12 protein-coding genes are annotated in these 15,336 nt (G+C 46.9%); 6 read left to right on the top strand and 6 right to left on the bottom strand.

Annotated features, from left to right (window positions below; translation table 11 throughout):
- Positions 1–16: 16 nt before the first annotated feature.
- From Q369_RS0112040 to Q369_RS0112030, 3 genes are read left to right on the top strand one after another with little or no spacing between them, the layout of a single operon-like run.
- The gene (locus Q369_RS0112040; protein ID WP_031528061.1) at positions 17–3,736 is read left to right on the top strand and encodes a sensor histidine kinase; all 3,720 of its coding nucleotides are present in this window, start codon (positions 17–19) and stop codon (positions 3,734–3,736) included.
- A gap of 38 nt (positions 3,737–3,774) precedes the next feature.
- The gene (locus tag Q369_RS0112035) at positions 3,775–4,605 is read left to right on the top strand and encodes a sensor histidine kinase (RefSeq protein WP_031528060.1); all 831 of its coding nucleotides are present in this window, start codon (positions 3,775–3,777) and stop codon (positions 4,603–4,605) included.
- Between the two features lie 32 nt (positions 4,606–4,637).
- Positions 4,638–5,819 (top strand): PP2C family protein-serine/threonine phosphatase, encoded by a 1,182-nt coding sequence (locus Q369_RS0112030; RefSeq protein ID WP_031528059.1) that lies wholly within the window; start codon positions 4,638–4,640, stop codon positions 5,817–5,819.
- 12 nt (positions 5,820–5,831) lie between these two features.
- Here the strand turns inward: Q369_RS0112030 and Q369_RS0112025 are convergent, their stop codons facing one another.
- Positions 5,832–7,646 carry a glycosyltransferase family protein gene (locus Q369_RS0112025; protein ID WP_035333387.1) on the bottom strand — a complete coding sequence of 605 codons (1,815 nt, stop codon included), beginning with the start codon at positions 7,644–7,646 and terminating at the stop codon, positions 5,832–5,834.
- A 220-nt stretch (positions 7,647–7,866) separates the two neighbouring features.
- On the opposite strand from Q369_RS0112025, the gene Q369_RS0112020 reads away from it, so the two are divergent.
- The 3 genes from Q369_RS0112020 to pgi all read left to right on the top strand — a co-directional run bounded on the left by Q369_RS0112020 (position 7,867) and on the right by pgi (position 11,696).
- Positions 7,867–9,060: a DUF5009 domain-containing protein gene (locus Q369_RS0112020; RefSeq protein WP_031528057.1), complete on the top strand. Its 1,194-nt coding sequence runs from the start codon at positions 7,867–7,869 to the stop codon at positions 9,058–9,060.
- 64 nt (positions 9,061–9,124) lie between these two features.
- Positions 9,125–9,964, top strand: coding sequence for a sugar phosphate isomerase/epimerase family protein (locus Q369_RS0112015; RefSeq protein ID WP_031528056.1), 840 nt, complete (start codon positions 9,125–9,127; stop codon positions 9,962–9,964).
- Between the two features lie 82 nt (positions 9,965–10,046).
- Positions 10,047–11,696, top strand: a complete 1,650-nt coding sequence (gene pgi, locus Q369_RS0112010; RefSeq protein WP_031528055.1) for a glucose-6-phosphate isomerase — start codon at positions 10,047–10,049, stop codon at positions 11,694–11,696.
- Here pgi and Q369_RS0112005 read toward each other — a convergent pair.
- From Q369_RS0112005 to Q369_RS0111985, 5 genes are all read right to left on the bottom strand, one after another.
- Positions 11,675–12,043, bottom strand: coding sequence for a VanZ family protein (locus tag Q369_RS0112005; protein WP_051664035.1), 369 nt, complete (start codon positions 12,041–12,043; stop codon positions 11,675–11,677). The two genes, pgi and Q369_RS0112005, sit on opposite strands and share 22 nt — an antisense overlap.
- A gap of 181 nt (positions 12,044–12,224) precedes the next feature.
- Positions 12,225–12,683: a hypothetical protein gene (locus Q369_RS27665; RefSeq protein WP_157488160.1), complete on the bottom strand. Its 459-nt coding sequence runs from the start codon at positions 12,681–12,683 to the stop codon at positions 12,225–12,227.
- Between the two features lie 693 nt (positions 12,684–13,376).
- Positions 13,377–13,901: a hypothetical protein gene (locus Q369_RS0111995; RefSeq protein WP_031528052.1), complete on the bottom strand. Its 525-nt coding sequence runs from the start codon at positions 13,899–13,901 to the stop codon at positions 13,377–13,379.
- A gap of 12 nt (positions 13,902–13,913) precedes the next feature.
- Positions 13,914–14,582 (bottom strand): C10 family peptidase, encoded by a 669-nt coding sequence (locus tag Q369_RS29470; RefSeq protein WP_229206816.1) that lies wholly within the window; start codon positions 14,580–14,582, stop codon positions 13,914–13,916.
- Positions 14,579–15,235, bottom strand: coding sequence for a Spi family protease inhibitor (locus Q369_RS0111985; protein WP_169739250.1), 657 nt, complete (start codon positions 15,233–15,235; stop codon positions 14,579–14,581). Before Q369_RS0111985 ends, Q369_RS29470 begins: the two co-directional genes overlap by 4 nt.
- Positions 15,236–15,336 lie beyond the last annotated feature (101 nt).

The following is a 15,336-nucleotide window of genomic DNA, read 5'->3' as shown; positions in this document are numbered from 1 at the left end:
TTAGCATAAAAAGTACATGGACCGAAGGTTTGATCAGATGAAGAATTTATGGCTTGCATTGTGGCTGGTTTGCCTGGGTGCCTTGCCGGTTATCGCGCAAAGCGGCGGCTCAGGAATGCGCGAAGTGGGCCGGCCAATGTCGGGCTTTTACCAGTCTTCCGAATACCACGCGCACGACCAGAACTTCGGCATTACGCAGGATAGCACCGGGATGATGTACTTTGCCAATTTCGCAGGCGTGCTGGAATTTGACGGCGTTTCCTGGACTACCATTCAAACTGAGAATGTAACGCGGGTATCTGCCCTCACCACCGACCGCAAGGGCCGCGTGCTCGTGGGCGGCAATGGGGAATTTGGATATCTGGCTTACGACAGCCTCGGCGTACATCGCTTCGTGAGCTTATCTGCGAAACTCAAAGAAAAGCCTGGCCAGGTCATCCAGATACTACCCGAAAAGAATGGAGCCTGGTTTGTTTCCGACCAGATAAACTTCTTCTGGGATGGCCGGAATGTAAAAAGTTACAAGCACGGTCTGTCCATTCAATCCGCATTCCCGTTCGGACAGGGTGCTGTGATTTATGCCAGAAATAAGGGTTTTATGTTGTTGAACGACGGCAAATTTTCTGCTGTAACCACGGCGCAAAATGTCCCGGCTCTGCTGGACCTGGTTGCGGTTGTGCCACTAGCTGACAATTCGGCTATGCTGCTCACCACCAGTCAGGGAGCGTACTTGCTGAAAGGCAACCACGTAGAGAATATAGAAGGGAATGCAAATCCGGTATTGATCAGTAACAAAGCGACCAGTGCAGTACGAATGCAAAATGGCAAGATCGCGATCAGTATGGCGGCTAATGGAATGCTGATCGTTAATCCCGACGGGAACATCGCGTACCCGATATTTGCTTACGGAGATATGGAGGATAGCCAGGTGTCAGCTATGTTCAGCGATCGTGAACACAACCTCTGGCTCGCATTGAACAACGGGATCGCCCGCTTGGATCTGCCTTCGCCCATTTCCGTTTTCGATGGTACCTCAGGTCTGAAAGGCTCGGTAACTGCGGTAACGCGATTTGGCAACAAAATCATTGTCGGCACTTTAACGGGGCTGCATTCCATTGAAAACAACCAGGTTGCGCATTTAACTGCATTTCCGGGAAGTTGCCTTGGGTTCAGCGAGGCAGGCGGCTTTTTGTACGTCGCTTCCAATAAGGGTTTGTTTCAGTTGAGTAAAACCGGAGGGTTGAGCACCCTGTCAAACGATTTCTCGCTGGCCGTGACTGCCTCCGCAGACGGTAATAAGCTCTTTGTGGGCTTGCAGGACGGACTGGCGGTGTTTAAAAAAACAGGTAGCGGCTGGCAAAAGGAGCGAATCAAGTCAATTACCGAACAGATCACCGGCATTACTGAATTCCCAACCGGTACATTCTGGCTTGAAACACTTTCCAACGGGATTCTCAAATTTGACTACACGACAGGCGCTGCACGTAAGTTCGCTGCCCCGCAGGGGATCAGCAGCCCATTGTACAACAAGCTGGCCGTATTTGGAAATCGGTTGATCGTCACCAATAAGGATGGACTTTTTGAATACCATTCCAATGCAGACCGGTTTACGCGCGCGGACTGGCTTTCTGAAAAAGTCTGGTTTGATCGTGTACAAGGTGATAGTGAAGGAAATATCTGGACAACGCGTGGAGATAAGAAGTCGGTCAATTTTTTCAGGAAAAAAGGACAAAGCAATGCATTTGAGCTGATTGAAAAGCCTTTTCTCCCCATTGCAGCGATCCCTTTTCAGGTTATTTTTCCAGATCAGGACGGCGTTGCGTGGCTTGGCGGCGACCAGGGATTATACCGGCTCGATATGCGGCAAGGAGAACAGCGTCGGCTCATTTACCCCGTTTTGCTGAGAAAGGTAAGTACGCGCGACGGCGGCCTGCCTGTTTACCGCGACGCGAGTCGGGACCGTATCAGTCTGGATCACAGGCAGAACAGCTTAATTTTTGAATTTGCATTGCCCAGCTTTCACAGCAACCAGGAGGTAGCATACCAGTACCTGCTCGAAAACTATGACAAAGGCTGGTCGGAGTGGGGGACTATCGCCCGGAAGGAGTACAGCGGGCTGCCTTCGGGAAGCTATGTTTTCAAGGTGCGTGCGCGGGATATTTATGGCAATATTTCGGGCGAGGCGACATTTCCATTGCTCATCCGCACTCCCTGGTTCAGACAATGGTACATGATCGCCCTTTACGCACTGGTGTTTGCGGTGATGATCTACTACGCCGTGCGCTGGCGCCTTCGGGCGATCCTGCGCGAGAAGCAGGAACTTGAAAACCTGATACGCGAACGTACGGAAGAGGTAGTAAGCCAGAAAGAAGAACTTGAACATCAATCCGAAGAATTGTCCGCGACAAATGATCAGCTGGAAAGGATTGATGAATTTGTGAAGTCGATCAATGGAGAGGTAAATACAGGAAGATTGTTTCAGCTGGTACTCGACAGGCTCTGTGAGTTCCAGAATGTAGACGGTGCTTCTGCATTGATATACAATAAAGGGACTGACTGCTACCAGTTTATCGCACTCGCGGGAGTGATTGAAAGTGCGGACGTAGAAAACGTGCAATTATCCGCAGCCGACGCAGAACAGCGCTACATTGTCGGCGCAGAAGAGGTTTATGAAGACATTTTCCTGAAAAACAATTTCAGACATCAGAATACCAACAGATCGGTGAGTGAAAGATTCTCGCCAAAATCATTGATCAGTATTTTGATCCGGGTGGATGGGGATGTGAAAAGTTACATTACCCTCGAAAACATGGACCGGGAGAATGCATTCGGCGAACGCGATTACAATATGGTGAAAAACCTGAAAGAGCATTTAATCGGTGCTTATATCAAAACAAACATTCTTGAAGATCTCGAAAACACACTTTCAAACCTGAAATCCACACAGGAAGAGCTGATCCGGCAGGAGCGTCTGGCTTCTGTGGGTAGTCTGACGAAGGGAATTGTGGACCGGATACTGAACCCATTGAACTACATCAACAACTTTTCACAATCGTCGGGTAAGCTGTTGAAGGAAATCACAGAAGTGACTGATAAACACCAGGATGTGTTGTCGGAAGACGAGAAGGACGATTTGGACAGCGGTTTTGAGATGCTGCAGAAAAACCTGGAAAAGATCTACGAGCACGGGAACAGTACCACGCGCATTGTGAAGGATATGCAGAAGCTGCTCAAAGGAAAATCAACCGAATTCATTGAAGTAGAGCTTAATCCTTTTCTGGAATCAAAGTCGAAAGCTGCTCTTCAGGAGGTACTTGCAGAATATAAGGAGGCGAAGATCAAGCTGGTTTTTGCGCTGGAAGCAGAGCCTGTCCGGGTTAGCTTGCTGCCTTACGAATTTGCGCAGGTACTCACCAATCTGATCAGCAATGCCTGCTATGCGGTTATGGAGAAAACGAAATTCGATAAGGTATTTGAGCCTGAGATCCGCATTTCGAGCCGGCGTGAGGAAGGAGCGGTTTCGGTCTTTGTCAGGGACAATGGAAAAGGGATTCCTGTGAAAGAGACAGAACAGCTATTTAATCCATTTTTCACCACCAAACCGACTTCAAAAGGCACCGGGCTCGGGCTTTACATGAGCAAGGATATCATAGAATTTCACAAGGGCAGGATGTCGGTAACTTCAAAGGAAGGGGATTTTACTGAGATTGAAATTTCTCTTCCCACCGTCAAATAAGGCTTAGACAGTTACCCATACTACAAACAGACACTAATATGGAGCCCGCAATTACTGATAAGGACATCGAGATTTATCAGCAGAAGATAATCGAACTCAACCGGCTTGCCGAAATAGGGCAGCTGAGCGCAGGTATTTTACATGAAATCAAAAACCCGGTAAGCTTCGTCAATAATTTCTCGCGCCTGTCCAATGGGCTTGTCGACGAAATGCGTGTGCTGGTAAGCAAGCCGCTGAGCGAGCTGAGTGAGGATGATGTTGCGGATGAAAAGGATTTGCTGGAAACGTTGTCTAAAAACCTGGTGAAGATCAATGAAAACGGCAAGCGCATTGAGCGGATCATCCAGGGTATGCTCGCGCAGGCACGCTCGGAAGGAGCTGTTTTTGAGCCAACCGACCTGAACCAGCTGCTCGAAGAGTACAGCAAGCTGGCTTACCAGAGTGTCCGGGCCGAAGACAGGGAGTTTAATGTCACATTAAATTACGCGCTTGACCCTGCCGTGGGCAGCATCAGCATTTCGCGCGGGGAGTTTGGGCGCGTGATCGTGAACCTGGTCAATAATGCCTGCTACGCGATCAATGAAAAGCGAAAGCAGCAGATCGAAGGGTTTGATCCGCTCATCTCTATTTCTACGCGACGAATTGGGGATAAAATCGAGATACTGCTGTGTGACAATGGGATAGGTATTCCTGAGGAGATCGTAGCTAAACTCTTTCAGCCTTTTTTCACTACAAAGCCGCAGGGGAAAGGGACGGGACTTGGATTATCGCTTACTTACGCCAGCGTTGTAGATACGCACAAGGGAACAATCAGTGTGACCTCAGTTCCGGGAGAAAAAACAGAATTCAAAATACTCATTCCTGCCTAGTCGGGAATTTTTTACCAAAACAATCATTAAAAATGGCAATCAGGATATTAAGTGTGGACGACGAGCAAGACATGGAAATGCTCATTCTTCAACTGTTCAGAAAGCAGATCAGAGACAAAAAATATGAATTTGTATTTGCAAACAATGGGATTGAGGCACTGCAAAAACTGGAAGAAACGGAGGACATTACGCTGATCCTGTCGGATATCAATATGCCGGGAATGGACGGGTTGACTTTTCTTTCCAAAATTAATGAGAAACAAAACCCGCTTTTGAAGGCGATTATGGTATCGGCTTACGGGGATATGGACAATATCCGCACGGCAATGAACCGTGGTGCTTTTGATTTTGTAACCAAGCCGGTGAATTTTGAAGATCTTGAAATCACCATTTCCAAAACCGTCGAGCACATAGAAATGCTGGCTAATCTGGAAAGAGGCCGTGAACAGCTCATTGCGATCCAGAATGACCTTAGTGTGGCGCGTGAAATTCAATTGTCGATGCTGCCCAAAACGGTACCTCCCAATATCGGCAAAGCGGGCGTAGACTTGCATGCATTCATTCACCCGGCGAAGGCAGTAGGCGGCGATTTGTATGATTATTTCATGATGGACTCCGAGCACCTGTTTTTCATGATCGGCGATGTTTCGGACAAGGGAGTTCCTGCGGCGTTGTTCATGGCGATCTGCAAGGCGATTTTCAAGAGCCAGTTTTCAAATAGAAACGATGATAGTATTTGTGAAAAGGTAAAGATCGTCAACCAGTTTTTGAGTGAAGATAATTCCACTTTTATGTTCGTAACCGCATTCGTGTGCATTATGAATGTGAAAACGGGCGAAGTCGAGTATGTAGATGCAGGCCACGAGCCGCCGATCATTATCCGCGCCGACGGTACTACCGAGCTTGTTCCTAAACTGGGTGGAATGGCGCTTTGCTTTGATCCGTCGTTTGAGTACGAATCGCATACACTCACATTGAACAAAGGCGACAAGTTTGTACTTTACACAGACGGGGTAACTGATGCCAATAATCTCGCAGGTGCGCGTTACGGGCTGCATTACCTGCAGGATTTCTTCACCACAGGTGACGGTTCCACCAAAACCTCTGCTCGTGAAATGAATGAAGCTACATTAGACAGCCTTGTCGAATTTATCGGAGCTGCCAATCAGTTCGACGATATCACGATGCTGTCACTCAGGTACCTGGGCAACTAGTTGCATTTAACGTTAATACAAATCACCTGCCGGCTGGTGACGCATGAGCGCCAGCCGGTATACATCGCGGTAGTAGCGCATCAGCTCGGTCCAGCAAACAGTATCCACCACAGACTTCGGCAGGGTTACCCTCGGTACATAATGTTCCTGCTCGAAGGTTTCGACAAAATCCAAAAGCATATAAGCCAGCGTTTCAACCGCTTCCTCATCGGAATGGTAGCGGCGGTATAGCATCTTGATGCCATCTTCGCTTTCAGGTGGAATAACTGTCTGAATGTACCTGCCAAAGCCGGACAGGTCGCTGGTGATCAATGGGGTACCTTGCAGTGCTGTTTCCATGGCCGTATATCCCCACGGTTCATAGAGGGAAGGAAAAATGCCCAGGTGACAGCCTCTCACGAACTCAGGATAATCCATTGAAAATAGTGATGTTGCCCCTTCAATGAAATCGGGATGGTAGAATACTTTTACTTTGTTTTCCTCCCGGTTATCCAGCTGGTGAGCCGACAGGAAGTTTGAAATCTCGTCAGGATGGTTTAGCTGGTGTGTGACCACAGGCGGTAAATCCTCGCGCCGGAACTGTGCCTTTGCCTGCCGCCAGGTGAGGTGCAGTTCTTCGTCTATCAGCTCATTCAGGTTTGGCAATGCCGGATTATGCTTGCTGATCACACTTGAATAAAGGTCGGGTCCAAGCTGCTGGCTGATCTTCCTGCAGATCTTTTGCAAATTTTGAAAACGTTGACGCGATTCGAGAACCTCTGGTTTGATGTTTAAAAATGGCTGTTTTGTAATAATAAAGAATACGACTGAAACATCCGGGTTCCGGCTGGCGAGCATTTCGTTCAGCCGGGCAATCGCGCGCAAGGTGATGTCAAAACCTTTGTTGTAAAATTCGTAGCGACCAGAAGTGAAGAAGTAGAGCGTATTATCTGTTCGGAAAGGATAGCTTGGTGTAAGCAGCGCTTTAACAGTTGCGTCAATCTTCTGCCGGTTCTGAAGGTGCAGCTCAAATACCTCGTGCCCTCCTTCCGGTTTTCTGTGAATGCCGTTCCTGATAATGTACTCTGGCTTCCTTGACAAAAACAACTCGCATTCCCAGGCGGTTACCTCGCTATTCGTGACCAGCACGTGGGCGGCTTGTGCGGTACGGCGTTCCAGCGCGACCCGCGGCAGGATACCATACTCCCTCGATTTTTGCTGCCAATCGTAGTACGGCATGTGGTGAAAGTACGGGTCTTCATTCGAAGCCAGGTACCTGCCCAGCAATGTTGCATGTGCAGTGAAAACCGTGGCTATCCTGACCTTTTCGTATTCCAGATCGGGCAGGCAAGTAGCCGACATCCATTCATGGAAATGGGCGATTATATCCTGATCCGCATTCAGTTTGCCTACCAGCTGCTTCAATAATAGCCTGGTTACTTCGCCGAAACCAAGTACCAGATCGCGCAAATCGTCTGATTCGAGAGAAGATATTTCGAACCTTTCCCAAAACCTCCCTTTTACCTCATTGAGAACATTCCTGCGCACTTCCGGATTGATTAGCAGCACTTTTGGCCGGGCTTCATCGAGCAACCAGTAACCATAATGTACTTCAAAACCGAGCGAGCGTACAAAAGACACTGCTTCTGCCAGTGCAGGTTCTTCAATTTCCAGCAATGGCCGAAAGTTGGTATCGGCTTTTTCAGGAAAATACGGGCCAATCAAGAGGTACCGGTCCCCATAAGTATCCAGCATCGTAGGGACTTTGGATTTGATATAGGTGAAAACGCCGCCTGCCTGGTTGCAGACTTCCCATGAAATTTCAATCAGAAATGGTTCCGGTCTCAAAGTTAAAAGAGAGTTTTTCGTTGAGGAATCGCCTGCCAGCGCAGGATAATTCGAATAAAAATAATTACTCTGCAAAGTCAATGCCAGACCGAGTGTGCTAACCGGAAAAATCAGGGTTCCAAGCCGAAAAAAGTGCCTCTGAGGCGATTATCGGTATTAAAATGCGATGATTTGTGCAAATAGGTGATATATTCGGATCCTAACCCCTGCCTTATATACGATGACCACAAGTTCTGCCACCCCACGCGTGGACTCCATTGACATTTTCAGAGCGCTGACGATGTTCCTGATGATTTTTGTAAACGATTTCTGGACGTTGAAAGGCGTGCCGCAATGGATGGAACACAGTAAGGGAAGTGAGGACGCGATGGGGCTTTCCGACGTTGTGTTTCCCTGTTTCCTCTTTATCGTGGGTCTCTCCATTCCATTTGCAATTTCCAACCGGAAGAAAAAGGGCGACAGTAACTGGATCATTCTGTTCCACATCGCCGAGCGCACTTTCGCGCTGCTTTTAATGGGTATTTACCTTGTTAACCTCGAAAATGCTTTAAGCAGTGCAATGCCGGTCAGCAAACACGTGTGGAGTATCGCGATGGTAATCGCATTCTTCCTGATCTGGAATGTATATGGTAAAAACGATGTACGTACCACAAGCTACAAAATGCTCGGTTACATTATTCTTGCTGCTCTTGCAGTAGTATACAAAGGCGGCGACCCTGAAAACCCTGTTTGGATGGGAACACACTGGTACGGAATACTGGGACTGATCGGCTGGTCGTACCTGATCTGTGCAGTACTTTATTTTTTAATGAAAGACAATCTGCCGCTGATCGTCGCTGGTTGGCTGTTCCTGGTTTTGTTCAACCTGGCCGAATTTGCCGGAATGCTCGATTTCCTTGATCCTGTACGGAAGTACGTCTGGATTGTCGGCAGTGGTTCTATGCCGGCATTTGTTATGGCAGGCGTCACTGCTTCTGTCATCTACCGGAGCCTGGGGTCGCGCGGGGGGCTGGGGCAAACCTACATTTGGATCCTGATCGCACTCGGAATTGTGGCGATGGTGTATGGATTTGGTACACGGCCATTCTGGGGAATTTCCAAGATTCGCGCCACACCGGCCTGGGTTGGGATATGCAGCGGGGTCAGCTTTCTTGCTTTTGCATTCATGTTCTGGCTTGTAGATCTAAAAAAGGTAAGGAATTGGGCGAATGTTTTAAAACCAGCCGGAACTGCTACATTAACCTGCTACCTAATCCCCTACATCTGGTATGCGGTACTTGCGCTGCTCAGTTTTAGTCTGCCTTTGTTCCTGAGAACAGGAATCGTCGGTCTTGTTAAATCGTTGTGCTTTGCACTGCTCGTTATCATCATTACGGGACTGATCAACCGGATCGGTATCAGATTGAAAATTTAAAGTGGGTGGTAAAACGGCGCTACCTCGTCTTTATAGATGTAGAGCCAATCAAAATTTTACATAAATGAATTCACGAAGAAGATTTGTACAAAAAGGAATTGCCGGCCTTGTTGCCGGAAGCTTGCTTTCTGTTACCCGCGAAAGCAAAGCGGCCAGTGTCCCGGACAAGAAGGAAGATACATTCAAGCTCGGCATCGCTGGTTTCAGCTTTGTTAATTTCAAGCTTGACGAGGCGCTATCCATGATGAAGCGGACCGATGTGCACTATTTATGTATCAAAGATTTTCATCTGCCTTATAACAGCACAGCGGAACAGATCACCGCATTTCACGAAAAGCTGAAAGAATCGGGCGTGACTGGTTACGCAGTGGGACCCATTTACACCAAAACACCCAAGGATATCGACAATGCATTTGATTATGCAAAAAGAGTAGGTGTAAAGCTGATCATCGGAATCCCGAACCACGAGGACCTGAAATATTTAGAGCAAAAAGTGAAAGAGTATGATATCAAATACGCAATTCACAATCACGGTCCGGAAGACAAGCTGTACCCGAATGCGACTTCGATCAACAACCTGATCAAGGATCTGGACCCGCGTGTTGGAATTTGCTTTGATATGGGTCACAACCGCCGGGATAACCAGGATTCCGTCGCCGATTTGAACAAATACTCAAAACGCATTTTCGACCTGCACCTCAAAAACGTGACAGCAGCTACAAAAGAAGGAAAAGCAGTCGAGCTGGGCCGCGGTGTAATTGATATTCCTGCATTTGTTAAGATGTTGCGCAAGGTGAAATACTCTGGTGTTTGCGCGCTTGAATATGAGAAAGATATGAAAGATCCGCTTGCAGGGATCGCGGAGTCTGTCGGGTACTTCAAAGGGGTTTGTGATGCAGTATAATGCTTTAAAATGGTTTAAAGTGTCACAAAATCCTATTTTTGCAGCTCAGAAATGATTTGAATCTTACCTAATCTGACAAGCGATGCTCCGTAACGTACCCTTTGATAAACTGCCTGCTTACAAAAAGCTCAAAACGCACCACAAGACTATCTCCCAGAAGCACCTGAAATCGCTCTTTGAAGAGGAGCCGGAGCGTGCAAAAAAATTCTCGGTTCGCTTTGGAGATATTCTGGTTGATTACTCTAAAAACCGTATTTCCACCCGCACGCGTTCTTACCTGATCCAGCTGGCTGAGGAAGCAGGTTTGGCTGAGGCAATTGAGCAGATGTTTACTGGTGAAAAGATCAATGCAACAGAAGGTCGCGCGGTGCTGCATATAGCGCTTCGAAACCGTTCTAACGAGCCTGTGCTGGTGGACGGAAAAGATGTAATGCCCGATGTGAATGAGGTACTTGACAAGATGAAGGAGTTTTCGGGTAAAATCCGATCTGGTTCCTGGAAAGGCTATTCGGGAAAAGAAATAACCGATCTGGTCAACATTGGTATCGGTGGCAGCGATCTGGGACCTGTTATGGTAACAGAAGCTTTGAAAGCTTACAGCAAACCCGGATTGAATGTACATTTCGTGTCAAATGTTGACGGAACGCACATTGCCGAAACGGTGAAGTCGCTGAATCCGGAAACGACATTGTTCATGATCGCTTCTAAAACTTTCACTACCCAGGAGACAATGGCGAATGCGCACAGCGCGCGCAGTTGGTTTTTGGAGAAAGCGAAAGACGAGGACTTTGTTAAAAAGCATTTCGTGGCGATATCAACGAACCGGACGGAAGTTGAGAAATTCGGCATTGATCCGGAAAACATGTTTGGTTTCTGGGATTGGGTTGGAGGCAGGTATTCACTATGGTCTGCGATCGGTCTGTCCATTGCCTGCTATGTGGGCTTCCAGAATTTTGAGCAGCTGCTTACAGGCGCTCACGAAATGGACAAGCATTTCAGAACTACCAAGTTTGAACGAAACATTCCGGTACTGCTAGCGCTCATCGGTATTTGGTACAATGACTTTTTTGACGCGCAAACACAGGCAATTCTGCCTTATGATCAGTACATGTACCGTTTTGCAGCGTACTTTCAGCAGGGCGATATGGAGAGTAACGGTAAAAGTACCGGTCGCGACGGAAATCCAGTAGCTTACCAGACAGGCCCGGTAATCTGGGGAGAGCCCGGCACAAATGGACAGCACGCATTTTACCAGCTGATCCACCAGGGCACCAAGCTGATTCCCTGCGATTTCATTGCGCCAGCTATCAGCCACAATCCGCTAGGTGATCACCATAAAATGCTTTTGTCCAACTTTTTCGCTCAGACAGAAGCTTTGATGAATGGAAAGACAGATGAAGAAGTACGTGCTGAGTTGAAAGCTTCCGGCAAATCAGCTGAGGAAATTGATGCGATCGCCCCTTTTAAAGTATTCTCAGGCAACCGGCCGACGAATTCAATTCTGGTGAAAAAGATCACCCCGAAAGTGTTGGGCAGTCTGATCGCCATGTACGAGCACAAGATCTTTGTTCAGGGGATTATCTGGAACATTTACAGTTTTGATCAATGGGGCGTGGAGCTTGGGAAGCAGCTTGCCAACAAAATTTATCCCGAACTTCAAAATGACTGGCCGGTCAACAATCACGACAGTTCTACCAACAGCCTGATCAATCAATACAAACGCTGGCGGTAACGATTAAAGACGAAAGTCACGAGAACATATCCCATTGATACACCAGCAGCATCTGCTACGGCATCCCACCAGTCAAAAGTGCGGTCGAATGGCAGGAGCTGCTGGTAAAATTCGAGTCCCAAACCGTACGACATTCCCAGTAACACCAGCAAGCGGCCTTTCTCCGGATACACCAGCAGCCACAAGGTTATCCATACAATGAACAATCCTGCGTGTACAATTTTATCAAAGCCCACGGTAGGAGCGGAGGGCAGGTCTTTACCGGGCCAGGTACAGGCAACAAGAATCAGTAATGTCCAGAACCAGGCAAGCCAGGGACGTTTAAAGAGGGTGGAAAAGAGCTTCATACTTAAAGGCAGCATTATTAGATGCCCAAATTTAGGCTCAATTCCCTTTTAATCCAGCCATATTACTTCTTTACCTGGTAAAATTGTCACCGATCCCGGAAACGCACCTACAAAACTTCCTTATAATAAAATTTGACTGTATCCGCTGCTCCGCCGAGCTTTTGAGGTTTACATAGCTGTGTCACCAAATCGCTTTATAAAAAAATTTCACACTATCTCTTGCGCCTCCCAGTTCCGGCAAGTAATCGGTTGCTTCCAGAGTCGCCGGCTGCCCGACTGTGCTGTAAATTTTGTAAAAGCGTTTCAGGTCATAACGATATGTTACTAAAACGGTCTGTTGTTTCGTTTTTGCGACAGGGGCTGGATTTCTTCTCCAGTAATATGTATTGAAGAGCGTGTCATCTCTGAAAACTTCTTCGATGTCATAGCCGCCTTTGTTGGTAATGTTCATAGTTTCCGTGTATCCTATTTGAGTACCTGAGAGAACGCGGGTAGGAGTGACAACCTTCTCTAATTTCCAGTCGCCGAATAAGCGCACCTCAAAAGGTCCACCAGGGGTCCAGCCTTCATCAGGTTCACAAGCACCAATTGACAAGAGAGTTAAAGTAACAAGCACAGATATTCGTGTCGATTTGCTCATAACGGATTAAGGTCTGATTCCTGTTATTATATGCATATTCCCATTGTAATCCTCGCCTTTGGGATTGTATTGGCCAAACGCATAGTAGTCGTTCCATTCTCCGTCCCAGCCCCAATTCATTCGCAAGTAGGTGAACGACCATTCCTTGCATTGCTTGGTCGCACAGTCGAATTCGCTGTATTCATTCCATTGATATCCTTCACAAACCCAGATGTGATAATTGTCGAAGCAGGTCAGGCATGTTGATCCCAGCGTTCAATGGCTCTTCTTTCTGGCATTGAGAGAAAAGTAGCATTGACAAACAGGCGAGAAGGGGCAACGCGGCCCTAAGTAGTGCATGTTCCATGTCCTTAGTATGTGATGAATCCATCCTCCCGCATTACTTATTGTAAGACTTCGTAATGTGATACAAAGGTGAGGTGAATTAATGCTACAATTCAATAAGCTGTGCTTATAATGCAATATTTGGAGCTTATCAATGTGCAACCGGTGGTTGTAAGTGAGCAAGTAGCGCTTGTGGGTGTAGGAACGTTTTGGATGGTTTGGCATTCTTCTGGATGTAGTTGCAGTATTGTACGTTCACAACCTAAAAAAAAGCGTCCGGTTGAAGCCGGACGTTTTTTTGTGATTGATAAAGTATAGTTAAATCTAGTTTCAGCGAGTAGTAGAGCTTGGAAATATCTCCGAAATTGATCACCTGAACTTGGCTGTCGGCTCGTAGTAATAGCGCAATGAATCCAGCTCGGGTTTGTAGGTTGCGCTTTGCATGACATTGCTGAACTCGACCCGATGGGTTATTGTTTCCTTCCCCAGTTCCACATCCAAAAAAGCAGCGAAACCTGACTCTTTGTTAATGTGATACCAGTATTGGCTTCTCTTATGCTTTCTGTCGTACCTGCTACCATATAGCACAGCATGTACTGAGTCTGTCCTGTGTAATGCGGAATTAAAGTATGAAAAGAAGTAATATGGGGCACCCTTCTGATATTGAGGCTCTTCCAAGCTGTCTTTTACTGAAAGGATATATCGTACTTCAAGTAGAAGTTTACCCGGGATCTTGTTTATATCTTCCTTCTTACCTTTTTTTTGATAACCAACTAACATCCAATATCCAGGCTTGTCGCCTTGGACAACGTCGCCGGTAGGCTCAGGTGAAAATCGTTTAGGGAAACATCCTATGATCAGTCCAATGATTAGTATCAGTGCTATGACTTTCATAATAATACCGGATTATGGTTTAACAATGTAAGCTCTCATATTTGAACTGTTATACAAAGTGCCGCCACCAACAATCCCGTTATAAGCAAACCAGATATTATTTTCAGGATCATTTCCCCAACCCCAGTTCATTTGATAGTATACCGAGTGATTTTCATAGCAAAATCCATTTTGATCATTGAAAATGGCATACAAGTCCCTAATCCCGTCCATGACCCAAATGTGCTGTTTCGCCGCGCAAGCAGCACAGTTCGATCCGAATACGATAACCGGTCTGAGCGCGCGAAGTTCGGAGCTTACTACCCCAATGTTGGTAAAGAATTCTTTATCAAAGGAAGTATATCCCCGGTTTGAGAAGAAATTATCAATGTGTCCGGGCATGTTCCAGTTTTGGCATCCGGATCCTGATAGTGGAATACCTAATGCTGGAACCACAGTGTTGTATACTGCGTCCAAATCCTTACCGGTGTCGCGTAAAAGATGTGCTAAATCAATATGATTTGGATTCACAGGAATGCAGTTGTTTGGCGCAGTTATTGGCATAGCATTAAACATCGATGCCGAGTAAGTATGCCCACTGGAAGTGATTTGCTTTCGATGGTATCTTAAAACCTGCGCCACCGCGATGGGCCCACAGCCAGTTGGCGCCTTCCCGCAATTATACTGCCCACAACAATTCATTGTATTAATTCCAGACGGACAAAAGGCATTATAGCCAGTACCTTGCCGCCATTGGGAAGTGTATGCGTCAAATGCTCGATCGTCGAATTCGCCGGAAGGGGGTGTGTCACAAACCACTCGCAGCTGGCTTCCGGGGTGTTAACGGGCGCCCCTGTGGTTCGGTTGCCGTTTGAGTTTTGTTTGAGCTGTTCCCACAAATTAACAATGTCAATGTGCGCTTCCTTCTGGTTTTGGACACCTTCAAAATTTTCTCTGATGATATCAAACCAGAGCTGGATCCCTGGGTTATCTGCCCTTTTGTTAAAGCTTCCTTTCTCCGAAAAGGCCAGAATCGGTTTCATCCTTTTGTCAGCAGAAAGCAGCGTGAACCCTTTGTCTCCTTTGTACTCTACGATGTAGAACATTGTCTTGCCTGCATTGTCATTAAACTGCCTTAGCGCTTTTACATACAACCTTTTGTCGTTTTTTGTCCGTGCATTCTTTTGATTTTTCGTAGCTTCCTCACCGGAGAGCAGGCTGAACGCCTCATTCTGGTCGACGAAAAACTTGTTCTTGTCATTGGTTCCTTTTTTTGAAGTTAGTTCTGATAAATCATTTTGTGAGCATGCATTGAGGAGAAAAGTGAATGCAGCTAATGTTAGAAGCGAGGGCACTAAAATCTTGATTTTCGTCATCATAGCACGTTAGATTCCGCCCTCCCAACGTACTGATTTGTACAGCATCGTGACGTGAAACAAAATGCGGAATAATATTC

Source organism: Dyadobacter crusticola DSM 16708, assembly GCF_000701505.1.
In the GTDB taxonomy this organism is placed as follows: Bacteria; Bacteroidota; Bacteroidia; order Cytophagales; family Spirosomataceae; genus Dyadobacter; species Dyadobacter crusticola.
Note: the sequence above shows the minus strand (reverse complement) of the source record. Positions and strands in the feature narration are given on the sequence as shown.